Here is a 22,081-nt window from a genome sequence, read left to right as displayed (position 1 = left end):
ACTTATTTTTTAGCACTAAGCCCAGCCACGCGCGGCTGGCAATGCTCACAATAAAAAGTAGAACGCTGGCCAAGCCGGATATTCAAAATCGGTTTGGCGCATACGCGGCACGGCTCACCAGTGCGGCCATACACGGTATACGTCTGCTGAAAATAACCTGGATTACCATCGGCGCCAAAAAAATCACGCAAACTGCTACCACCCGCCTCTAGCGCGGCCTGCAAAGTCAGCTTGATCTCTTGCACCAGCAACGCACATTGCGCCAGCGTGAGCGCTTTGGCAGGCGTTTCAGGGTGTATACGTGCCCGAAACAACGACTCACTGGCATAAATATTCCCCACCCCAACCACCAGGTGCGCATCCATGATAGTGGTTTTAATTGCCGCACTGCGCGTACGCGTGTGCTGATATAAATGTTCGGCGTTAAAGGCAGCCTCTAAAGGCTCAGGCCCCAAACTGCTTAGCAAGGCATGTTGCATCGGGTCACCGCTTAACCATAATACCGCACCAAAGCGACGAGGATCGCGCAAGCGAATCACGCGCCCATCTTCAAAGCGGAGATCAAAGTGATCATGTTTTTCAGCCGGGAAATCACGCTCGAGCAAACATAAGCGACCAGACATGCCCAAATGCAGTAGCAGTACGCCTTCACATTCGGTAGTGCCAATCTCGGCCAGAATATATTTGGCGCGACGGGTAAGTTTGAGCACACGCCGGCCTTGCAAGTGCTGTGGCAAATCGGCGGGAATCGGCCAGCGCAAGCCATGATGACGGATGGTCACTTGCGCGATTTGTGCGCCTTCTACGGGCAGTAAACCGCGCCGCGTGACCTCAACCTCGGGTAATTCAGGCATGCTGATTATTGACTTTTAGGTGGCTGGCTTTTTGGTGCCTGGATATTCACCGGCGGATTCACCATGGTAAAGCCAGTGTCATTGGTAAAGTGATAGATAATGCCTTCATCCGGGCGCGCCAATAGATACTCTGGCGACTCTTGCACTTTATCAAAATGGACCTTTTTACCGTTGCGCAACAACACTTCAAACGAAGGATAAGGCTGCTTGCGGTCTGGTGTATAAAACTCAACAGAGGTTGCTTGCGCTTGCGCCCAGCTAAAGTCCATCCATTCGTTCATTTCATTCTGGGTGGGCTTGGCGTGCGCATCGTTCACAGCCCATTTGCCTTCATTTGACATCTGTACTTTGAGTGCATTTTCTTCCCATTGCTCTAAATGCGCGAGGTCAAAGCCTGCCAGCTGCTTGCGCTCAGCGGGTGACAACGGTGCTTTATCAACCATTTCAATCGGTTGCGTAGAGGCCGCCTCGCTATATTGCCCCGGCAGCAAGTACACCTGGCCCGCATAGCCCACATATTGCTCTTCTGACACCGGGTTATACGTACCAAACGTGAATACCTGGTCACCTTTGCTGCCAGACAGCGTTAATTTTAATACGGGCTGATCCAGCCCGTATTTAGCGGCATCCAGCAATGGCAACTTGGTCATGGTGGTGGCCGCAATGATAGACATCACCCGTTGCACTGATGCCTGGTCTGCGCGTGCCGGATACGGCTTGCGCATCATCCAGTAGCCATCCTGTTTCTCAAACATGGTGGGCGCCTTGGCTGGAAACTCAGCCTTTACGGCATTAAAGTCGGCCATTTTAAGGCTGGAGACTTCAAACCTGGCAGACTGCGCCTGTTCTTGTGGTTTTAAATGTAAAAACACGGCAATACCAACCACCACTGCCAATAACAACAGATTCAATATCCATCTTTTTTTCATGACGCCACTCCGACAGCCAGATCGTTAGAGATTAAGCCTTACGGCGCTTCCACCATAAAAACAAGCCTGCCACAAACAAACCGACTGGAATCAGGTACTGGAAAGCATGAAACACTAACCAGGCAACCAGGCGACCCTGGTCTGTGGCTGGAATCGACACGTTAATGTCTTTGAGTGGCATGGGTTGTATGGTAATCAGGCGATCATCGCCAGCCAACCAGTTAATGATGTTAATGCCCAAATCAAGGTTGCCGCCGTTGGTAATAAAGGTGTTAGCCAGAAAGTTTGCATTGCCGATGACGACGACGCGCTGGCCTTTTTTACCGTATTCGCGCTCTAGTGCCACGCCCACGTTAATCGGGCCCGCCTTGTCCTTGCCGTGATCAAAACTCACCTTGAGGTTTTGCGCGCCTGCTGGAATCTTGTCTGACTCCAACCAGCCATTGGGTGCAACGTCGATCAAACGCCCGACTTTCCAGCCCAAATCATCCGAGGCCTGGCCATCAATCTGATGCGCCTCCGGGAAAACTGTGCGCAACATAAAGTTACGCGTAATCGCATGGTCGCCATACAAGCTGGCAAAGGCCATTTTCGGGTCAGCACCATATTGCTCGGCCGCTTTATCCACCACGATGCCGGCGGACACTTTAATGCCCAGATACTCGGCGACGTCTTGCAAACCATGTAGGTTATCGTCATCCAGCAGCCACAATACGTTGCCGCCTGCTTCAATATACGCTTTGATCTTTTTCGCTTCTACCGCGCTGATATCCACTTGCGGCGCCGCAATCACCAGCATGGCGCCATTGGCAGGCACCGCCTGGGCAATGGTCAGATCAGGGTTGGCAAATTTAAAGCCCTTGCTTTCGAGCTGCTTGCCAAACTCACCCAGGTCATGGTTCTTAAGGCCTTGCAGCAAACGCTCACCATGGCCATCCAGATACATCACCGGCTGATTATTGGTCCGCGACAGGCGCACCAGCAAGTTGGTCATTTCCTGCTCAGCAAACGGCGGTGAAATATGCTCAGACCGCTTGTTATATTCCACAATGGTTTCGCCATCGACCTTTACACCCGCCTCTTGCGCCAGTTTTGGCTCTTCTGACGGATTAATAAACGTGATAAAGACATTTTTCTTTTCGCGCTGATAGCGGGCCACAAAGTCCAGCATGCCCTTACGGAAAGTGTCGCCATTATTGGCATCATCATTGGTCGCATACACGGTGATATTGACATCACCGTCCATTTGCTTGAGCACATTGATGCTGCCCTGAGTGAGGATATTACGGTTGGCCTGGGTAATATCTCTGGCCCAGCGATATTGGCCGGACAAATACCCCAGCATCACCACCAGCGCCAAAAACACCAGCACAAACATCCAGTTTTGTGCCAACAGTTGCCATCTAAATTTACGGTTAATTTTCATAATGCATTCAGCTCAAAACAAGGTCGCGTTTAACCGCGCAAACGATCTGCATCCAGACGACGAATCGTCAGGGTAATAAAAGTGAGGATAAACAGGCCAAAATAGGCCAGGTCAGCGGTATCAATCAACCCACCGCCAAACGACTGAAAATGACGCATCAGTGAAAATTTGAGCATGGTGCTGGTCGGGTCACCGGCAAAAAAGCGATCCAGAATCATCAACACAAACAAGGCAATAAAACTCAGGATACCCGCAATAATTGGCTGTGCCGTCAGGCTGGAAAAATATAGGCCCAAGGCAGCAAAGCTCGACACCAGCAACAGTAAACCCAGCGAATTGGCAAAAATATAGCCAAAATCAATATCGGCCCAAATATTCAATGTGGTCAGCATCACCGCGATATAGACCACTAAGATGCTTAAAAACACCACCAGGCCTAAAAACTTGCCGACCACGATTTCACTGATAGACAACGGCGCACTAAACAAAAACGGCATGGTCTGACTGCGGCGCTCTTCGGAAATCAAGCGCATTGACAGCAGGGGCACCGCAAACAGCATGATAAAAGACGCCAGGCCATACACGGTTTGACCCACAAACTGGGTCACGCCAATGCGCTCTGCCGGACGAATTGAGCCAGACATCACTTCAAAGTAATTGTTTACGCCGTTGAGGTAATAGGTGCCAAACGCGAAGGTCAGCAATGCCAAAATAATCCACCCCATTGGTGAGGCGAACATACTTTTAAGTTCTTTTCTTGCAATATTCAACATACTTAAATCTTTCCGTCTACACTTGAACTGCGGGCTTAAGCCGCTTTGGCCTCATCTGCACTCGCGGTCTCGTGGTAAGTCAGCTGCACAAACACATCTTCCAGGCTGGTCTGGTCTGGCGCAATATGATACAAGCCCCAACCGTTGTGCACCGCTGCCTGCACGATCGCCTCATGCGGCTGGCTGCCTTCATGAAAGCGAATGCGCCACAAGCCATCAGCCGGTTCTACCTCGGCCACGCCAGCAATTGCCATCAGCTGTGCGGCATCCGGCGCCTGGCGCAAGCCCACCAGCAGCTTATTGCCTATGCGCTGCTGCTTGAGTACCTCAATGCCGCCGTTAAACACCAGCTTACCTTTATCAATAATCTGCACATGGTCACACACCATTTCTACTTCGGGCAAAATATGGGTAGACACAATCACGCTATGCGCCTGGCCAATCTCTTTGATCAGGGCACGAATATCACGAATCTGAATCGGGTCCAGGCCCACGGTCGGCTCATCCAGAATCACCACCATCGGGTTATGAATAATCGCCTGCGCAATACCCACACGTTGCTGGTAGCCGTTAGACAGGTTTTCGATCAGACGCTTGCTCATGTGGGTGAGCCCGCAACGCTCTTTGGCATGCTCCACCGCTTTTTTAATCTGTTTGCCAGTCACGTTGTGCAGGCGGGCGGCGATGGTCAGATACTCATCGACCGTGAATTCTTTATATAAGGGGCGCATTTCCGGCAGGTAGCCAATCAATGCCTTGGCTTCTTTGGGATGCTCTATCATATCAATGCCACAGATTTTGACACTACCGGCACTGGGTGCCAGATTACCGGTCAACATTTTCATGGTGGTCGATTTACCAGCACCGTTAGGCCCTAAAAAGCCTAGCACCTGCCCCTGTTGCAGATTAAACGTTACGTCGCTGACCGCAGCACGGCCACCATACAAACGGGTCAACTCAATTGCTTCAACTGTTAAATTTGCCATGATTTTTTCACACACCTACCGACTAAAGACCACTGTGAGGCGCCGACAGAACCACCGCCGGCCAGTAAATCCCTAGACAAAGATTTCATCAAAAAGTTATAGTGCTAAAGTGGTACTGCTGTTGTAGCATGACGTTTCAAGCTGCGCTCAAGCGTCAATTACAATTCAGTTACAAATCGCACATTATGGATGAACTTGCAGCAACTGTCACGGACTAAACAAAAAATCAGCATCACAAACCAGGCACCTTATCACAGCCATGACACTGCTCATCAACAGACCAACTAAACAGGAATTCAGTATGCCCCAAACCAGCCGCTTCACGCTCAAACCTACTGCAAAGCGCCGCACAACCCTAGCGCTTTGCCTGGCATTGCTGACAACGCCGGCCTGGTCAGCCAGCAGTTCCCCTAGCATCACCACCCCCACGGCAGAATTTGTCTATAAATATCTGCTGGGTGAAGTGGCGGCCCAACGTGGCGAATTTGTACTGGCAGGCCAGTTATTCCTCGATTTAGCCAAACAAACGCGCGACCCGCTGCTGGCAGAGCGCGCGACCCAAGCCGCCACCATTGCCCGCACACCGCAACTGGCGCTGCCTTCGGCAGAGTTATGGTCAGAACTGGCACCAGATTCGATTCCTGCCGCGCAAACCGCCAGCCAGTTGCTGATTGCCAATGGCAACTTGAAAAAGGCCATTCCGCAGATTCAGAAAGTACTCGCTAACGACAGTATCCGGCCGAACGCCTTTATGGAACTAAACAGCCTGATGATGCGCGTTACCGACAAAACCAGCGTGCTGGAAGCGATTCAGCAACTGGCCAAGCCTTATCCAAAACTACCAGAAGCGCACTTTGCTGTCTCGCAAGCGGCCTACTTTGCCCATAACGAAAGCCTGATGGTCGCTGAACTCAAAGAGGCCTCCAAGCTGCGCCCGGGCTGGGAGCCACCTGCACAAATCCGCGGCCAGATGCTCAGCGAGCAAGATCCGCAAAAAGGCATTGCGTTTTATCGTGACTTTTTAAACACCTACCCCGAAGCCGACCAGATTCGCCTGGCACTTGCGCGCGCGTTGCTGGTACAAAAAAACAGCACGGACGCCAAAGTAGAGTTCACCAAATTGCTCGAGCGCCATAAAAACAATCCAGAAATGAACGTTATTGTCGGCCTGCTGGCGCTGGATGCCAAAGAATATAGCTTTGCCGACCGCTACCTGCAACACGGGCTGGAGGTCGGCTTTAAAGAGCCGAACAAACTGTATTTCAATCTGGGCCGCTCGGCCGCTGAACAAAAAGACGATGCGCGTGCCTTGCAATGGTTTGAAAAAATCACCGATGGCGAACAGTTCTTGGCAGGGCGCCTGGCATCTGCCGCCATCATTGCGCGCCGTGACGGCATAGATGCTGCAATCACCATGCTGGATAATGTGGACGGCTTAACGCCGGAGCAACAAGCGGTGGTGATTCAAAACGAGGCCTTGCTGCTCAACCAGGCCAAACGTACCGATGAAGCCTATGCGTTGCTGGGCAAAGCCGTGCAAAGTTTCCCGGACAGCCCGGAGCTGCTATACGACTATGCGTTAAATGCTGAGCGCAAAGGCAAGTTCGACATCATGGAAGAAACCTTATATAAGGTGATTAAAACCAAACCGGACATGGCAGCCGCCTACAATGCCCTCGGCTATTCTTACGCCGACCGCAATATCAAACTGATGGAAGCCAAGAGCCTGATTGAAACGGCGACTAAACTTTCGCCAGAAGACCACTACATCATGGACAGCTTGGGCTGGGTCTATTACCGCCTGGGTGATTTAGGACATGCGACGGAAGAGTTGCGCCGCGCTTACACCATTCAGCAGGACCCTGAAATTGCGGCGCATTTGGCTGAAGTATTGTGGAAACAAGGCCAGCGTGACGAAGCACAAACTATTTTGGACCAGGCACTCTCGGCCAACCCTGATAACGACGTCCTGGTGGCCACTGCGCAAAAACTGAAATCTGCCCTGTAATGCAGGCCGCACTGCCATTTTCTTTAGGCTGGAGATCACGCACGGCCAGCCAAGTGATGGCTGGCCTGTTTGGCTTGGCGATCGCTGGCTGCAGCACGCTACCAGCACCGCCCACCCAGACCACAGCCACCAATGCCGCCCAGCAACGCATACAGCGACTGCAAGCGACCAAACAATTTGCGCTAGAGGCCAAACTGGCGGTGCAATATGCAGGCAAAGGCTACACCGCACGACTGGAGTGGCAACATGATGCGCAAGAAGACACCATGCGCATTTTTAGCCCATTGGGGCAACAAGTGGCGTTGATTCATCGCACCCCACAATCAGTGACCCTGACCGACCAAAGTGGTAAACAGCATGCCGCGGCCGATGTGGCCAGCCTGACTGAGCGCTTGCTGGGCTGGCGTTTGCCTCTGGCAGGGTTGAGCCAGTGGATATTAGGCACGCCCCACCAGACCAGCCCATTTCAGGCTAACTACCTGGAGAATGGCGCCCCGGCCAGCCTGACACAGGATCAATGGCAGATTGACTATGACGACTATCGCCAAACCGCACTCAATGGCACCTTGGAACAACTACCTTACACCACGCGCCTGCAACAGCAGGATGTGCGCCTGAAACTGGTGATTCAGCACTGGTAAAGACCCGTGAATATGCTTAGTTAGCAGAGCACCAGGCTGATTAAAGATTCAGCGCCAGACGTCGATAATGGCACTATGAGCTGTTATCTTGTCACCCCCTCTTATCACCATCGCATCTGGCTGGCTGCTAGCCTGTGGCTGCTGCTGGGCCTCATGCCCGGCCACGGCCATGCCTCCCAATGGCTGTCGATCAAAAAAACAGATGACAACCAGCTGATGATAGATAAACAGTCTTTGCTTGAAGAAAAACCTTATATCAAAGCCTGGGTAAAAGTGGATTACCGCAACCCGCAAAAAAACGTCGAATCGGTAGACCGCGTTTACAACCATGCCAAAGCGCTCTGGTATTTTGATTGCGACAAGCGCAAAGCCGCGACTATCCAGGTGTTTCAATACGATGACGAAGAGCTGGTCTATTCTGCGGGCACCACGGCCAAGCAAGCTGACTTTATTGAGCCGCTGCCAGAGTCTGAAGTAGAAGTCGCGCAACAATATGTGTGCAAATGGCAAACCAAAGAGAAGCAGCGCATTGAAGCGGCTGCCCGCCGCGCGGCCAATCCGGTTGTTCCGGCGGTGGCCAGCAGCAAAGACAAACCCGCTGCGCCTGACAGCATCGCCGAGCCTGCTGCTGCACCAGCAACCAGCGCCAAACCTGAAGAAAAAACGGCTAGCGAAGCCAAATCTGCCACCAAACCTGCTGAAGATAAAACTGCGGCGGCGAAACCAGCGGCGGCCAGCAAAACCGACAAAGGCGCGGATAGTAAAGACAAAGATAAACCGGCCAAAACCGACAAGCTCAATGATCAATCCTGGGCCTATAGCGGCCCACACGGCCCTGACAAATGGGGCAGCCTGAATCCTGACTACGCGGTGTGCAATGCCGGTAGCCAGCAATCGCCGATTAATATCGACAACACGATCACAGCAGCGCTCAAACCGATTAAACGCTTGCAGAAGTTTCCGCTCAAAAATATTGTGCTCAAAGACCACAGCCTAATCATGGATGCGGGCACAGGCAATATGATGGTGCTCGATCAAAAGCCTTATCAGCTTAAATATATCAGCGTGCATGTGCCTAGCGAACACCAGATCAAACAAAAGTCTTATGCGGCCGAACTGCAAATGGTGCATGAAGACAAAGCCGGGCATCGCGTCATTATTGCCGTCATGCTAGAAGAAGGCAGCACCCATGCCGGACTGGAAAAACTGCTAGGCAGCCTGCCCAAAGAAAAAGAGCAAAGCAAACCATTGGCGATACGCGTGACACCCGCCGACCTGATGCCAGCCAAGCCAGCGTATTACCGCTATAGTGGCTCGCTAACCGCGCCACCATGCACAGAGGGTGTGCAATGGGTGATCATGAAAGAAGTGCTTAAAGTATCTAAATTTCAGCTGGGCAGTTTGCAGCAAGCCATAGGTGCGCCCAACCAACGCCCACTGCAAGATAGCCAAGGCCGCATGATTCTGGAATAAAGCCGCCTGCTGGCAGGCAAAGCACCAGCGCGACAATAAGCATGACTGCTGTGCATAGCCATGCTTTACAATAGCGGGCATGGAATTACTCACCTACCCTGCCCCCTGCAAAATCAACCTGTTTCTGCATATCACTGGCCGCCGCACTGACGGTTACCATGCGTTGCAAAGCGTGTTTTTACTGCTAGACCACGGCGACGAACTGCATATAGGCGTGCGTCAAGATGGCCAACTATTGCATGTCAATCCGTTGCCTGGCGTGCCGCCCGAGCAAGATTTAACCATACGCGCTGCACGCGCCTTGCAACAAGCCAGCGGCACGACGCTGGGTGCAGACATCAGGTGCATTAAGCGCACCCCCATGGGCGGCGGGCTGGGCGGCGGCAGCTCAGATGCCGCGACCGTGCTCATGGCACTCAACCAGCAATGGCAATTAGGTTACTCCAGACAGCAACTGATGCAAATCGGGCTCAGTTTAGGTGCAGATGTGCCGGTGTTTATTTTTGGCCAAACCGCATGGGCAGAAGGCGTTGGTGAACGCTTAGTCGCCGTGTCGCTACCGCCTGCCATGCTCGAAAAATACTATGTCGTGATCACGCCGCAGGTAGAGGTGCCAACCGCAAAAATATTTGCGCACCAAGCATTGACAAGAGACTCGAAACCATTGAGAATAGCGGACTTTTCAAACGGGGCTAATTCCGGCGCCTTCTGGCAGCAAGTCAGAAACGATATGGAAGCCGTCGTTTGTGAGCAGTATCCTGAAGTTGCGACGACATTGCACTGGTTAAAACAATACGGCGATGCCCGTATGAGTGGTTCTGGTGCTTCGGTGTTCGTGGCCGTGGATAGTGAAAAAAAAGCGTACGAATTGATTGAAAATAGACCAAAAAACACTTCTGGTTTTTGGTCAAAAGGGTTAAAATACCATCCGCTTTTTGCTTCGGTCACCGATGAAGACCCAGACACAAAAAGCGTGTGAGTAAGACAAGTTATTGGGGAGTCGCCAAGCTGGTTAAGGCACCGGATTTTGATTCCGGCATGCGAAGGTTCGAATCCTTCCTCCTCAGCCAAACATAAGCGTGTAGATTTAACGATTTACACGCTTAAATTTTTTATAGATTCCGGCCACGTGACTGGAATCAGGTTTCAAGACATCGTCATCGCTAAAAAAGGGTACAACGTTGAGTAACGCCAACATGATGGTATTTACCGGCAATGCCAATCCGGTACTGGCACAAGAAGTTGCCAAGCATTTGGGCATTGAATTAGGGCGTGCCGATGTTGGCCGATTTTCAGACGGTGAAATCATGTTGGAGCTGCTGGAAAATGTCCGCGGCCGCGACGTGTTTGTATTGCAGTCTACCAGCTACCCAACCAATGACAGCCTGATGGAAGTCATGGTCATGGTCGATGCGCTGCGCCGCTCTTCTGCTGGCCGTATTACCGCAGCCATCCCTTACCTGGGCTATTCGCGCCAGGACAGACGTCCACGCTCTGCCCGGGTGGCGATTACCGCCAAAGTGGTTGCCAATATGCTGACCAGCGTCGGTGTCAACCGCTTGCTGACCATGGACTTGCACTCGGACCAGATTCAGGGCTTCTTCGATATCCCGGTCGATAATATTTATGCGACGCCGATTTTGCTCGAAGACCTGGCCAAACAAGATAATGAAAACCTGGTGGTGGTTTCACCAGACGTGGGCGGCGTGGTACGTGCGCGTGCAGCCGCCAAGCAATTGAATGCCGACCTGGCGATTATCGACAAACGTCGCCCGAAAGCCAACGTTGCCAAGGTCATGAATATTATTGGTGAAGTGGAAGGCCGCACCTGCGTCATCATGGATGACATGGTGGATACCGCCAACACCTTGTGTGAAGCCGCTGCCGCCTTGAAAGACCGTGGCGCCACCAAAGTGGTGGCCTACGCTACCCACCCGGTGTTGTCTGGCGGTGCGGGTGAACGCATCTCAGCTTCTGCACTCGATGAGCTGGTCGTCACCAACACCATTGCATTAAATGCTGGAGCCTTGGCCTGTAGCAAAATTCGCCAACTGAGTGCGGCGACCTTGCTGGCAGAAACCATCAAGCGCATCAGCCAGGAAGAATCTGTTTCTTCCTTATTTATGGACTAAAAGTACATAAATACAATGTAGAGCATGGATTAATCATCCATCAATCATAACGATGGATATGGATGAATTCATAACCCAAAAAAGAATTTTTTTACCCCACCTGCTGGTCGCGGCAAGTGGATTTTAGTGCAGTACCGCCTGACTAAGGCGTTTTTAGGAGTTTCTCTTATGAGTATCGAAATTAAAGCCGTCAAACGTGACGTTCAAGGTACGGGTGCGAGCCGCCGCCTGCGTCGCGCTGGCAGCGTGCCTGGTGTGGTTTACGGTGGTGATCAAGCCGCTGTGTCTATCGAGTTGAACCACAAAGAATTGTTCATGGAGTTCCGCCATGAAGCGTTTCACGCGTCTATCCTGAGCCTGGTGCTGGATGGCAAAGCTGAAAGCGTTTTGCTGCGTGACTATCAACTGCACCCAGTACGCAACACGATTCAGCACATCGATTTCCAGCGCGTGTCTGCGACTGAGAAAATCCACGTGAAAGTGCCTTTCCACTTTGTAAATGAAGATGTAGCCCCTGGCGTTAAAACCGGCGGTGGCAACATTTCCCACATCCAGACTGAAGCAGACGTCAGCTGCCTGGCTAAAGACTTGCCAGAGTTTATCGAAGTTGACCTGGCTAAACTGGAAGCGGGTCACTCTATCCACTTGTCTGAAATCAAATTGCCAAAAGGCATTGAGTTTGTGCAACTGGCACACGGTGATGACGCGGCCGTGGTTTCCATTGCTAAACCACGTGGTGGTAGCGAAGAAGCTGCTGAAGAAACACCAGCAGCCTAAGCAGGCCCGGCGGTTATCCGCTACAATAAACGCGCACAATCCTGTGCGCGTTTTTTTTGGTGCATGTTTTGTGCGCCCGTCTGAGCTAAATCGTCAATACGCAAATATGAGTGGAATAAAACTAATTGTTGGCCTGGGTAACCCGGGAGAAAAATACACCATGACCCGCCACAATGCCGGCTTTTGGCTGGTGGATTTACTGGCCCAGCAGTCCGGCAGCCGCCTTGCCGCAGAAGCCAAACTGTTTGGCATCGCTGGCAAATGGCAACCGCATAGCGACAAATGGCTACTCAAACCCAGCACCTTTATGAATGCCAGCGGCAAATCAGTTGCCGCCATTGCCAATTACTACAAAATCCAGCCCGCAGAAGTGCTGGTGGTGCATGACGAGCTGGATCTGCCGCCAGGCCAGGCTAAACTTAAATTCGGCGGTGGTCATGGCGGCCATAATGGTCTGCGCGATATTCACGCGGCGTTGGGCACCCCCGATTACTGGCGCTTACGCATCGGCATCGGTCATCCTGGCAATAAGGCTGAGGTGGTGAATTTTGTGTTGAAAGCGGCAGGCAAAGACGAGCAGCAAGCCATGGATGACAGCATCATCAAAGCCACCACCATCAGCGACCTGCTGGCTCAAGGCCAATTTGAAAAAGCCATGCTGCAACTGCACAGCAAATAATCATTAACGCGACATTACCGCCCGGGACTGGTGCCACTCATGATGCCAGAGGGTAAACGCCTCCGGGCGTAACGGTGGTGAGAAGTAATACCCCTGGCCAAAGTCGCAGCCCATCTCTTGCAACATGCGCAACTGGCGCTGGTTTTCAATGCCCTCGGCAATCACCTGCATGCCCAGGCTATGCGCCATCATGATGATGGCGCGACACAAGGCGGCATCCTGGTTAGAGCTACCCAGCTCACGCACAAACGAACGGTCAATTTTGACATAGTCGATGGGGAATTTTTTCAGGTAAGACAAGGCAGAATAGCCGGTGCCAAAATCGTCCAGCGCAACCTGCACCCCGGCCCGCTGATATTGCGCCAGGCGCTCACTCACTTGCGAGCTGGCATCTAACAATAAGCGCTCGGTAATTTCCACCACCAGCATATTGCCCTCATGATGGTTTTTGGCCATTTCAAACAGCCAGTCTTCATTCTTTCTGTGCTCGGTGGCAAATTGCACCGGCGATTTATTCACGGCCAGTTGAAACATAGGATGCAAGGTCTGGCGCCACTGCCGACACTGCGCAATCGCCGTTTTAAACACCCACTCACCGATCGGCACAATCAGCAAATTATCTTCGGCAATGCAGATAAACTCCATGGGCGGAATCAGCCCTTTGACCGGGTGCTGCCAACGCAACAAGGCTTCGGCTTTCACTACCATATTAGTCTGCAAATCAACCACTGGCTGATACTCAAGAAAAAACTCGTCGTTGCTGATGGCCTGGCGCAAATCTTGCGACAAGCGCATGCGATTTTCTGCATTCTGCTGCATGCGCGGCGTGAAATAAGTAAAGCAGTTACCGCCCTTTTGCTTAGAGGCATACATGGCCTGATCTACACGCTTCATCAGGTCTTCTTTATTACCGGCATCGTCTGGAAAAATCGCAATGCCCAGGCTGGCTGAAACATAAGCATGCGTGTCATCCAGCTGAAACGGCTGCGACAATGCCTCCAGCACCCGTTGCGCCAGTGCCTCTACATGGCTGGCATGCGCGTCATTCAACATCAGCACAAATTCGTCACCGCCCAGCCTGGCCACCAGGTCATTATTGCCAACGCAGCCTAACAGGCGTTTGCCCGCCTGCAACAGCAATTTGTCGCCCTGATCATGCCCCTGGGTATCATTGACCTCTTTAAAGCGGTCGAGGTCTAAAAAGATAATCGCCAGTTTTTGGCTATGGTTTTTAACCGCATGCAGTGCCTGATCCAGCCGGTCAAAAAACAGGCGTCGGTTAGGCAAACCAGTCAGGGTATCAACGTTGGCATATTGCCAAACCACCTCTTCTGACTGCTTGATTTTTGAAATATCCGCCAGCGTACCCAGTATGCGCGTCGGCTTGCCATCATCGTCGTGCATCAGCACCATGCCGCGGTCAAACACCCATTTCCAGCTGCCGTCTTTGCATAGCATGCGATACTCAATCGCATATTGCTCACGCTCACCGTCGAGCACTTGCTGATGCAAGTCCATCGCCGCGGGGGCATCATCCGGGTGAATGCGCTGGTTCCAGGTGCTTGGTTGATGGTCGAGCTCGTGCGCGGCAAAGCCCAGGATTTTTTTCCAATGCTCAGAAAACACCACCTTAGACTCCGGCACATTCCAGTCCCACACACCGTCGCCGGTGCTTTCCATGGCAAACTTCCAGCGCTGCTCGCTACTATTGAGTGCCAGGTTATATTTTTCTAACGCATTGCGCGTGCGGTGGCGCACCACGGCAAACTGCACCAACCCCGCCAACAACAAGCTGATCACCACGCCGAGCACGCCCATATCATTCGCATCACGGTAATCGGTCGCGGCTTCAAAGGCCGGGGTAGACCGCGCCTGCAAACGCCACACCTGCCCGCTCACATTTAAAGTATGCGCGACCGTAAACTCGGCCTCGCTGTCATGCACATGCGTATCCTCAGAGCCACTGTGATACAAAGGCACCTGGCCTTCTTCATGGCCGTGGTCAAACACATCAAAATGTACCAGGCGTTGCTCCATCGGGTGCAGCGCCTCGGCCAGCATGGCCGCGACATCAAAGCGTAAAAACACCCAGCCATTCAGCCAATGGCGGCGATCGCCCGTTTGCATGCCCTCATGCTGACGGTATACCGGCGCATGAAAAATATAGTTTTTATAAGGCTGCACGCTGGTGTTAGCGGCATAATGGCCAGACAGCACCAGGCGGTCACCATCACCTGCCTCCAGCAAATCTGCACGCAGTTGCGCATCTAAAAAAGTGTTTTTAAGCAGTGTTTCGCGGTTAGCATCATTGCGCGGCTCCACATACAACACCGGCGCCACCTCTTCGTCACCTTTGATAAATTCCAGATGCTTGAGCAATTGTTGAATCGGCATATCCAGGTCTTTAAAGGTTTCTGGATGTTGCAGATGGATATATTTGATAAAGCCCAGCGCATTCAGGCTGTTGTATTCTGTGCTTTTGAGATAGTTGTCTACATAGAGCCGAAACTCTTCGGCCGAAACAAACTGTGATGAAATATACAGTTGCTCCACCCCTTTGAGAATTTGCCGGTAAGCATTGAGCCGCTGCTGGATGGCCTCAGACGCAGACAGTACCGACTGCTTGAACTTCACCGTCTGCAATGCCTCGGCATGATGACGCTCGCTCATCCACAGTAAAAAGGTAGTCTGCAAAGCACACAGCAGGATCACTGCAGCGATCCATCGTGACGACAATAACTGCTGCAATGATGCCATATTGAAACGAACCATTTCTCATCCTTAATCAGGAAGGCGCACGACGCTTATGATTATGCCCCCGCAGTCGTGCATTTGTTTATTTATAATAAAACTTAAATCTTGTAGGCAACTTGTGTCAAATCAAGATTGATTCTGGCTCTATCTCAATACTAACGGTAAAATATTGGTTTTATTCAATCTTTGCCGCAATATAATGCTGCGGCAATACTCACGCTAAGGTTCATCCACTATGAAATGCGGTATTGTCGGCCTGCCAAATGTAGGCAAATCCACCTTGTTTAACGCCATCACCAAAGCGGGCATCGCCGCAGAAAACTACCCTTTCTGCACCATCGAGCCCAACGTTGGCATCGTCGAGGTGCCAGACCCACGCCTGCAACCGCTGATCGACATTGTTAAACCGCAAAAAGTACAACCTGCGATTGTCGAGTTTGTCGACATTGCCGGTTTAGTGGCAGGTGCTTCCAAAGGCGAAGGCCTGGGCAACAAGTTTTTGGCTAACATCCGCGAGACAGACGCGATTGCGCACGTCGTGCGCTGCTTTGAAGACGGCAACGTTATTCACGTCGCAGGCAAGATAGACCCGCTGGCCGACATTGAAGTGATCAACACCGAGCTGGCCCTGGCCGACATGGAAACGGTCGAAAAAACCATGCAGCGCGAAGGCAAAAAAGCCAAAAGTGGCGACAAAGAAGCCATCGCCCTGATTAAAGTGCTCGAAAAAGTGGTGCCGTGCTTAAACGACGCCAAAGCCGTACGCACACTGGGCCTGGATGCAGATGAACTCAACTTGCTCAAGCCACTGTGCCTGATCACCGTCAAACCAGTGATGTATATCACCAACGTGATTGAAGGCGGTTTTGAAAACAACCCGCATTTGGACAAAGTGCTGGCCCTGGCAAAAACTGAGAGCGCGCCTGTGGTGACCATTTGCGCCAAAATTGAAGGTGAAATCTCAGAGCTGGACGAAGAAGACAAACTGCTGTTTTTAGAAGAACTCGGCCAAGAAGAGCCAGGCCTTAACCGCGTCATCCGTGCCGCTTACGACTTGCTAGGCCTGCAAACCTACTTTACCGCTGGCGTGCAAGAAGTACGCGCCTGGACCGTGAAAAAAGGCGCTACCGCGCCACAAGCCGCAGGTGTGATCCACACCGACTTTGAACGCGGATTTATCCGCGCCGAAGTGATCGCCTATGATGAATACGTGAAAAACAAAGGCGAAAAAGGCTCACAAGAAGCAGGCAAAATGCGCCTCGAAGGCAAAGAATACATCGTGCAAGATGGCGATGTGATGCACTTTAGATTCAATGTTTAAGCGCGCATTGCACTAACACACAAAAAGGCTGGAGAATTCTCCAGCCTTTTTTAATGCGCGTCTCAAGATGCCTTGAACATGGCATAACGTGGATCATCAATCACCTGGACGAAACGTTTAAACATCTCAGGATCCAGCTTGGTCCCGGCTTCACTTTCCATAATCTGCATAATCTCATGATGTGGCCTCGCGCCTTGATACACCCGCCGCACCGCCATCGCATCGTAGTTATCCACCACCGTCACAATGCGTGCCAACAACGGAATCGCCTCACCGACAAGACGGCCAGGATAGCCGCTGCCGTTAAACCACTCATGATGGTGCCGCACCACATCGGCAATACGATGCGCATCGTCATGCTCATACACCTCAATTAAATCCGCCCCCACCGACGGATGCGACTGCATGATCGCAAACTCACGTTCATCCAGCTTACTCGGCTTTAACAACACCGCATCCGGCACCACAATCTTGCCAATATCATGCAAACAGGCGCCCAACTCCAGGGCGTCCAGCTCTTTGCTGCTTAAACCAATCGCCTGCCCTATCCCTTTAGACAGCGACATCACCCGATCACTATGCAAGCGCGTATAGGCATCGCGCATGCGCAACGCATCCGCAAACACCTTGCTCAAATGCAACACCCCACGATGGTTGCTAGCAGGCTCGTTCATCGTTTTTCCGAATTTTATTAGATTTAAAAGCTAGAATACTCCCAAAATTAAATCACTGAAAACCCCGGCAGCGTTAAATCAAGAAAATGCGTAGTAAAAAGGTCACAAAGGCATGTTGTCCTACCCTGATACAACTGCTATAATCGCCGTCTTTCAAAGATGGTGATGTAGCTCAGCTGGTTAGAGCACAGGATTCATAATCCTGGGGTCGAGGGTTCAAGTCCCTCTTTCACCACCAAATAATAAGCGGCTTCCAGAATTGGAAGCCGTTTTCTTTTGGGCACCGTGCCCAACTTGTGCCCACTAATTTTTACGCATTTTTCTAAGAAATAAAAAATGACTCTAATGCTAAAGAAATTAATTACGCTCTAATTCTGTTGTAATCATCTCAGCTTGCTTCAATACAGTTTCAGTAGCCAATATCTCCATATCTGGCGGATATCCAAATTGTCGTAGCGTGCGTTTGACGATCACTTTCAGTTTGGCTTTAACACTTTCCTTAATCGTCCAATCTATACTGGCATTTTCACGCACGCGTTGCAGCAATACCACAGCTAACTCCCTGAGTTTGTCTTGCTGCATGAGTTCTTTAGCACTGTTGTTATTGGCCACCGCAGTATAGAAAGCAAATTCCAGGGTGCTTAGTTTTAATCGCTCGGCCTCGCTGTCACCATGGACAATCTCTTTACTGAGTTTAATCAGCTCACCGTATTGAGCCTTATTAGACTTAATGAATGGAAAACTTAGCATTTGCAATCACCGCTATGTTTAGCGTAATAAATATATTTTATGCTAATAAAAATCAATCAATTCCATTAACTGTCGCGCTTTCCAAGTCCTGTTAGTTAAATAGTGAGTTTTCAAAAAGTGAAAGTGAGCAGTCATCCCGCCACAGCGGGATGACTCTAGTCAGAACTTAAAAATATTTGCCTATTTTGCAGTCGTGCTGCAGGCAGTTTCAGTTTTCTTTTGAGCTGCATTACAGGCTTCCATCGCTTTTTTAGCACTTTCTTTTGCCTCTGAAACATTATTTTTGTTATGACTCTCAGAAGCACTCAAATGATGTTTCGCTGCCGCTTCATGATCGCTTGCTGCTTGTTGATGCAATCCGCTGGCTTGATTGGAAATTGACATGACTTAATCCTTTATGTTGTAAATCAATCTGGCCCTTGGAAATTCAAAAGCCAGTCTTGCTACTTTACAAATAATTTTTAAGCATGTTTGTTCGCTAGCCAACACCCCTTTGATTATTCTGTTGTCACACCATCAAACAACCGCTCCGTGACATCAGCATACACTCGCAGATGACAGACTGTTCCATCTAAGTGGTTAGGTGGTGAATATACTGAATGTACTTTTAAATCAAATTTTCCCGTATTGATAAGGTTGTGATTGACTCCGGCAGGGACAATAATGGCGTATCCCGTCTCAACCTCAGTCGTGACGCCATTGATGATGATATGTCCCATGCCTTTATCCACCCCTAAGAACTGATCCTGCATATGCACTATAAAGCCAGTTTCTTCACCAGGTTTTAGTGAGACCAGTAGTAATTGACTATACTTTCCCGTGTATAAGACTCGTCTGAAGTCAGTATTCATAACACTGGCTTGCTGAAGGTTTTGGATGTATCCATGCATAAACGATTTCCTGAGCGTCATGAAGCGTCACATTGCTGGTAGGTGGTTCCTGAGAGTGCCGATAAGACTCCTCTCTGACATGTGAGGTCATGCACTATGATGTTAATGGTATTTGATGTCTTGTACCGTCTCGGCAAATACATTGATTTGCTTATTGGCCTCCTGCTTGCTGATGCCATATATTTGCTGCAATTTGCTGGCGAGTATTTCCCGTTTGCCAGCAATATCATAAACATTGTCTTTTGTCAGACGCCCCCAGTTATCGAGAATCACACACTCAAGCTCCATCCAATGATCTTGTATCAGTCGCCATTCCATGTTTTTCTCCTGAGTGTTAGAAGGTTTGTATGCTCATGTAGAGATGATCAATAGGTTTTCCACTTTTTTGACCCCTGCAATATGTCTGCAGATATCCGAGGCCTTTTCGCTCACCGCAAGTGAATCGGCATAGCCTGTTAAGGTGACTACGCCCGACCTTGTTTCTACACGTATAGTCGTGTCTATCAGTAGCTTTTCGTTCTTAAAGGCTTTGTTTATTTTTTTTGTAATATATGCATCAGATAATGCGCTCTGTTCTCCCCAGATTTCCAGCTGAACAGTATGCTCACTCTGATTACGCTCTGTACCGTCTGATTGCCGGTGAGTTTCAGCAATCTGTGCTGAGGTGGCGTCAGGGTCGCTGCAAGCAGAAATTGCGATACAGAACACTGCAATCATCTGTATTCTAAAATAGAGCCTCTGTTTAAGAGCACGATCAAGTATCCTCGTTGGCAAGTTCATGATGGGAGTATCTTCAGGTCGCAATAGTCATGCGCTGAGTGGTGCATCACCTCCACTACAATTGCAGTTTGTTCAATCGAGTAGGTCATCACCGAGAGCATTACTTTCTTATTGCCCATAAGCATGCGTATCCACTGAGAGCCCCTCGCTGGAGGCTTAAAAGGCTGGTGATTATTTGTCTGGCTATCTCTCATCACTACTCCCACCAACATTCCTGTGAGGGTGCCTATGATGATACCTAAGCATAACAACAACATAGTTGAAACGCCCCATCTGGAATGCAATAGACTCTTATCCATGATGACTAAGGCCAGCTCTACCAGGCAGGCCAAAAATATGCCACTGATAGCACCAATACAAGACATCACCAGCAACCTTTCACTGAGATTGTCAGGCTGGGGGATTGGGTCTGACCCAAATGTATTTGTTAGGTGCTTGGTAATTGAAATCTGTGAGTCAAGGATTCCTTTTTTAATTAGGTCATCTTTCACTAAGCGAGCATTAAATTTCTGTTCGAATACCCCAGAAATATGGTGGCGATATGAGTTCAAGAGGCGCCTTAATCAACGAAATATAATGTTCACCATAATCAAAGATTTCGCGCGCTGGGTCTGTTCGCTACCGAACCAGAAACACTCATAAAGAACTAGACGGGACACGCGTCAATAGTAGAGCTTGATTCTTGCTAAACGTGCGTCAACGCACAGAACAGGCTTTTTCTTTACGTGAAGATGTAACCAGATCAATGACCCCATTGCTCTATCATCACCCTTTAAAGGAGCACATTATGCAAGCTAATATGAAGCACTTTCTGGTTGGACTCGCATTCGCAGGAGGTTTGGGACAGGCATACGCGACCCCACTCTTAGTCAACTTACCCACAGCAAATGTAGACATTGTTGCTTCTGGATTTGGGGGGACTTTGCTGGATAGTGCCACCACGTTGGTAAGTAACGCTAGTTACAATGGCACTGCCCGTGCGGCAGTGTACAGCACGGCTACCGGTCTAGACTTTTATTATCAATTTACAAACAATGCCAGCTCACAAAACGGTATTGATCGCATGACTGCGTTTGACTTCGGCAGCCTTGGGAGTAGCGTCGTGAATGTTTATCAAACAGCCACCGGGTTTGATATGTTTAGCAATGGGACGGAAAATTCACAGTATGCTGATCGCACGATGGCAGGAGTGATCGGTTTTAACTTCTCCCCCGTTAGTATTGCTGATATTCCCCCGGGAACGACTAGCTTTATTCAGATAATTCGTACCAGCGCTACCAATTATCAGCCAGGTAACTTCGGCATTCTCGATGGGATTGGTTCTAATGCCGCGGGCTTTAGTCCAGCAACGACAGTCCCCGAGGCTTCTACATATGGAATGATGCTGCTAGGTTTGGGCTTGCTAGGGCTGATTAGTGGCAAACGGATGAATGATTAATTCCTAAAAAATTGGCTGCCACTCCAAAAGCGCCTTTCAACAGGCGTTTTTTTGCATTAAGCATCCTGCAATGTACGCTATCGCACTGAGCCGCACTGACGATGGAGAGACCATGATGACTCAAAATACAACTGGAGACTATAGTGAAAGCTGACTTGCAAGTCCAAGAAGATGTGATGAAAGAGCTGCATTGGGAGCCTTCGGTCAATGCTGCGCATATAGGGGTTGAGGTTCATGAGGGCATTGTCACCCTGTCAGGATATGTCGATACCTTTGCCCAGAAATGGCGTGCTGAAAACGCCGCAAAACGGGTGCATGGCGTAAAAGCCCTGGCGATAGACATCCATGTTCAATTGCTAGCGGGATTCGAGCGTTCAGATTCTGATATCGCCAGATCGGCAAATAATGTGTTGCTCTGGTCTAACGATTTGCACAACAACTCTGTACAAGTGATGGTTGAGAAAGGTTGGATCACTTTGACGGGTTTTGTTGAATGGGCATACCAGAAACAGAATCTTGGATATGCAATTTGTAACTTGTTAGGTGTGACAGGGGTCAGTAACCACTTGAAAATAGAACCCAAAGTTAAGTTGAAAAACGTGAGGGATGATATAGAGCAAGTTTTAAAGCGGAGAGCATTAGCTGAGTTAAAGCATGTTTCTATTAAGCTCAACGGTACAGAGGTGCTGCTCGCAGGTCATGTGAGCAGTTGGGAGGAGCGTGAAGCTATTCTTCACTCTGCTTGGAACACCCCTGGTGTCCAAAATGTGATCAATGAGATTAAAGTCGCCTAGCG

Annotated in this window: 23 protein-coding genes and 2 tRNA genes; 12 read left to right on the top strand and 13 right to left on the bottom strand. The window is 50.2% G+C overall.

From position 1 onward, the window contains the following. Positions 1 to 2 precede the first annotated feature (2 nt). Genes mutM through METH5_RS0109600 form a run of 5 tightly spaced genes read right to left on the bottom strand, consistent with a single transcriptional unit; the run spans position 3 to position 4,968 of the window. The gene (mutM, locus tag METH5_RS0109620) at positions 3 to 854 is read right to left on the bottom strand and encodes a bifunctional DNA-formamidopyrimidine glycosylase/DNA-(apurinic or apyrimidinic site) lyase (RefSeq protein ID WP_029148300.1); all 852 of its coding nucleotides are present in this window, start codon (positions 852 to 854) and stop codon (positions 3 to 5) included. 5 nt (positions 855 to 859) lie between these two features. After that, positions 860 to 1,783, bottom strand: coding sequence for a DUF4340 domain-containing protein (locus tag METH5_RS0109615; RefSeq protein WP_029148299.1), 924 nt, complete (start codon positions 1,781 to 1,783; stop codon positions 860 to 862). A gap of 31 nt (positions 1,784 to 1,814) precedes the next feature. Further along, positions 1,815 to 3,209, bottom strand: coding sequence for a GldG family protein (locus METH5_RS0109610; RefSeq protein WP_029148298.1), 1,395 nt, complete (start codon positions 3,207 to 3,209; stop codon positions 1,815 to 1,817). Positions 3,210 to 3,238: 29 nt separating this feature from the next. Further along, positions 3,239 to 3,982, bottom strand: coding sequence for an ABC transporter permease (locus METH5_RS0109605; protein WP_029148297.1), 744 nt, complete (start codon positions 3,980 to 3,982; stop codon positions 3,239 to 3,241). 35 nt (positions 3,983 to 4,017) lie between these two features. Beyond that, positions 4,018 to 4,968: an ATP-binding cassette domain-containing protein gene (locus tag METH5_RS0109600; RefSeq protein ID WP_029148296.1), complete on the bottom strand. Its 951-nt coding sequence runs from the start codon at positions 4,966 to 4,968 to the stop codon at positions 4,018 to 4,020. Positions 4,969 to 5,269: 301 nt separating this feature from the next. Between METH5_RS0109600 and METH5_RS0109595 the strand changes: the two genes are divergently transcribed. From METH5_RS0109595 to pth, 8 genes are all read left to right on the top strand, one after another. Further along, positions 5,270 to 6,976: a tetratricopeptide repeat protein gene (locus METH5_RS0109595; protein WP_232411010.1), complete on the top strand. Its 1,707-nt coding sequence runs from the start codon at positions 5,270 to 5,272 to the stop codon at positions 6,974 to 6,976. Then, complete coding sequence (gene lolB, locus METH5_RS0109590) at positions 6,976 to 7,617, top strand: lipoprotein insertase outer membrane protein LolB (RefSeq protein WP_029148294.1); 642 nt, start codon at positions 6,976 to 6,978, stop codon at positions 7,615 to 7,617. The genes METH5_RS0109595 and lolB overlap by 1 nt, the downstream gene beginning before the upstream one ends. 75 nt (positions 7,618 to 7,692) lie before the next feature. Further along, a complete protein-coding gene (locus METH5_RS0109585) occupies positions 7,693 to 9,090 on the top strand; it encodes a carbonic anhydrase (RefSeq protein ID WP_232411009.1) in 1,398 nt (465 codons plus the stop codon). Positions 9,091 to 9,169: 79 nt separating this feature from the next. Beyond that, a complete protein-coding gene (gene ispE / locus METH5_RS0109580) occupies positions 9,170 to 10,069 on the top strand; it encodes a 4-(cytidine 5'-diphospho)-2-C-methyl-D-erythritol kinase (protein WP_029148292.1) in 900 nt (299 codons plus the stop codon). A 14-nt stretch (positions 10,070 to 10,083) separates the two neighbouring features. Further along, a tRNA-Gln gene (locus tag METH5_RS0109575) sits at positions 10,084 to 10,160 on the top strand. Positions 10,161 to 10,286: 126 nt separating this feature from the next. Further along, the gene (locus METH5_RS0109570) at positions 10,287 to 11,222 is read left to right on the top strand and encodes a ribose-phosphate pyrophosphokinase (RefSeq protein WP_036307779.1); all 936 of its coding nucleotides are present in this window, start codon (positions 10,287 to 10,289) and stop codon (positions 11,220 to 11,222) included. A gap of 168 nt (positions 11,223 to 11,390) precedes the next feature. Further along, positions 11,391 to 11,999 (top strand): 50S ribosomal protein L25/general stress protein Ctc, encoded by a 609-nt coding sequence (locus tag METH5_RS0109565; RefSeq protein WP_029148290.1) that lies wholly within the window; start codon positions 11,391 to 11,393, stop codon positions 11,997 to 11,999. A gap of 106 nt (positions 12,000 to 12,105) precedes the next feature. After that, positions 12,106 to 12,678: an aminoacyl-tRNA hydrolase gene (gene pth, locus METH5_RS0109560; protein ID WP_029148289.1), complete on the top strand. Its 573-nt coding sequence runs from the start codon at positions 12,106 to 12,108 to the stop codon at positions 12,676 to 12,678. Between the two features lie 3 nt (positions 12,679 to 12,681). Here pth and METH5_RS0109555 read toward each other — a convergent pair whose 3' ends face one another. Continuing rightward, a complete protein-coding gene (locus tag METH5_RS0109555; protein ID WP_029148288.1) occupies positions 12,682 to 15,450 on the bottom strand; it encodes an EAL domain-containing protein in 2,769 nt (922 codons plus the stop codon). A 217-nt stretch (positions 15,451 to 15,667) separates the two neighbouring features. Here METH5_RS0109555 and ychF point away from each other — a divergent pair, with 217 nt between their 5' ends. Further along, on the top strand, positions 15,668 to 16,753 hold the full coding sequence (gene ychF / locus METH5_RS0109550; protein WP_029148287.1) for a redox-regulated ATPase YchF: 1,086 nt from the start codon (positions 15,668 to 15,670) through the stop codon (positions 16,751 to 16,753). A 62-nt stretch (positions 16,754 to 16,815) separates the two neighbouring features. Here the strand turns inward: ychF and METH5_RS0109545 are convergent, their stop codons facing one another. Further along, positions 16,816 to 17,427, bottom strand: a complete 612-nt coding sequence (locus METH5_RS0109545; RefSeq protein ID WP_036307776.1) for an HD-GYP domain-containing protein — start codon at positions 17,425 to 17,427, stop codon at positions 16,816 to 16,818. 161 nt (positions 17,428 to 17,588) lie between these two features. Between METH5_RS0109545 and METH5_RS0109540 the strand changes: the two genes are divergently transcribed. Continuing rightward, positions 17,589 to 17,665 (top strand) — tRNA-Met (locus METH5_RS0109540). 119 nt (positions 17,666 to 17,784) lie between these two features. On the opposite strand, the gene METH5_RS0109535 is transcribed toward METH5_RS0109540, so the two are convergent. From METH5_RS0109535 to METH5_RS0109510, 6 genes are all read right to left on the bottom strand, one after another. Next, positions 17,785 to 18,177 carry a type I restriction enzyme endonuclease domain-containing protein gene (locus tag METH5_RS0109535; RefSeq protein WP_029148285.1) on the bottom strand — a complete coding sequence of 131 codons (393 nt, stop codon included), beginning with the start codon at positions 18,175 to 18,177 and terminating at the stop codon, positions 17,785 to 17,787. 180 nt (positions 18,178 to 18,357) lie between these two features. Next, positions 18,358 to 18,561 carry a hypothetical protein gene (locus tag METH5_RS0109530; RefSeq protein WP_029148284.1) on the bottom strand — a complete coding sequence of 68 codons (204 nt, stop codon included), beginning with the start codon at positions 18,559 to 18,561 and terminating at the stop codon, positions 18,358 to 18,360. Positions 18,562 to 18,674: 113 nt separating this feature from the next. Then, positions 18,675 to 19,067: a cupin domain-containing protein gene (locus METH5_RS0109525; protein WP_029148283.1), complete on the bottom strand. Its 393-nt coding sequence runs from the start codon at positions 19,065 to 19,067 to the stop codon at positions 18,675 to 18,677. A gap of 102 nt (positions 19,068 to 19,169) precedes the next feature. After that, positions 19,170 to 19,385 carry a hypothetical protein gene (locus METH5_RS0109520; RefSeq protein WP_029148282.1) on the bottom strand — a complete coding sequence of 72 codons (216 nt, stop codon included), beginning with the start codon at positions 19,383 to 19,385 and terminating at the stop codon, positions 19,170 to 19,172. 33 nt (positions 19,386 to 19,418) lie between these two features. Next, positions 19,419 to 19,784: a BON domain-containing protein gene (locus METH5_RS14945; protein ID WP_198290689.1), complete on the bottom strand. Its 366-nt coding sequence runs from the start codon at positions 19,782 to 19,784 to the stop codon at positions 19,419 to 19,421. 59 nt (positions 19,785 to 19,843) lie between these two features. Beyond that, complete coding sequence (locus tag METH5_RS0109510) at positions 19,844 to 20,398, bottom strand: hypothetical protein (protein WP_029148281.1); 555 nt, start codon at positions 20,396 to 20,398, stop codon at positions 19,844 to 19,846. A 236-nt stretch (positions 20,399 to 20,634) separates the two neighbouring features. Here METH5_RS0109510 and METH5_RS0109505 point away from each other — a divergent pair, with 236 nt between their 5' ends. Both METH5_RS0109505 and METH5_RS0109500 read left to right on the top strand, forming a co-directional pair. Further along, complete coding sequence (locus METH5_RS0109505) at positions 20,635 to 21,285, top strand: PEP-CTERM sorting domain-containing protein (RefSeq protein WP_029148280.1); 651 nt, start codon at positions 20,635 to 20,637, stop codon at positions 21,283 to 21,285. A gap of 143 nt (positions 21,286 to 21,428) precedes the next feature. After that, positions 21,429 to 22,079, top strand: a complete 651-nt coding sequence (locus METH5_RS0109500) for a BON domain-containing protein (RefSeq protein ID WP_029148279.1) — start codon at positions 21,429 to 21,431, stop codon at positions 22,077 to 22,079. The last annotated feature ends 2 nt before the right edge of the window (positions 22,080 to 22,081 follow it).

Origin of the sequence: Methylophilus sp. 5 (assembly GCF_000515275.1) — a bacterium.
Taxonomy (GTDB): Bacteria; Pseudomonadota; Gammaproteobacteria; order Burkholderiales; family Methylophilaceae; genus Methylophilus.
This window is presented reverse-complemented; position numbering and strand designations above follow the sequence as displayed.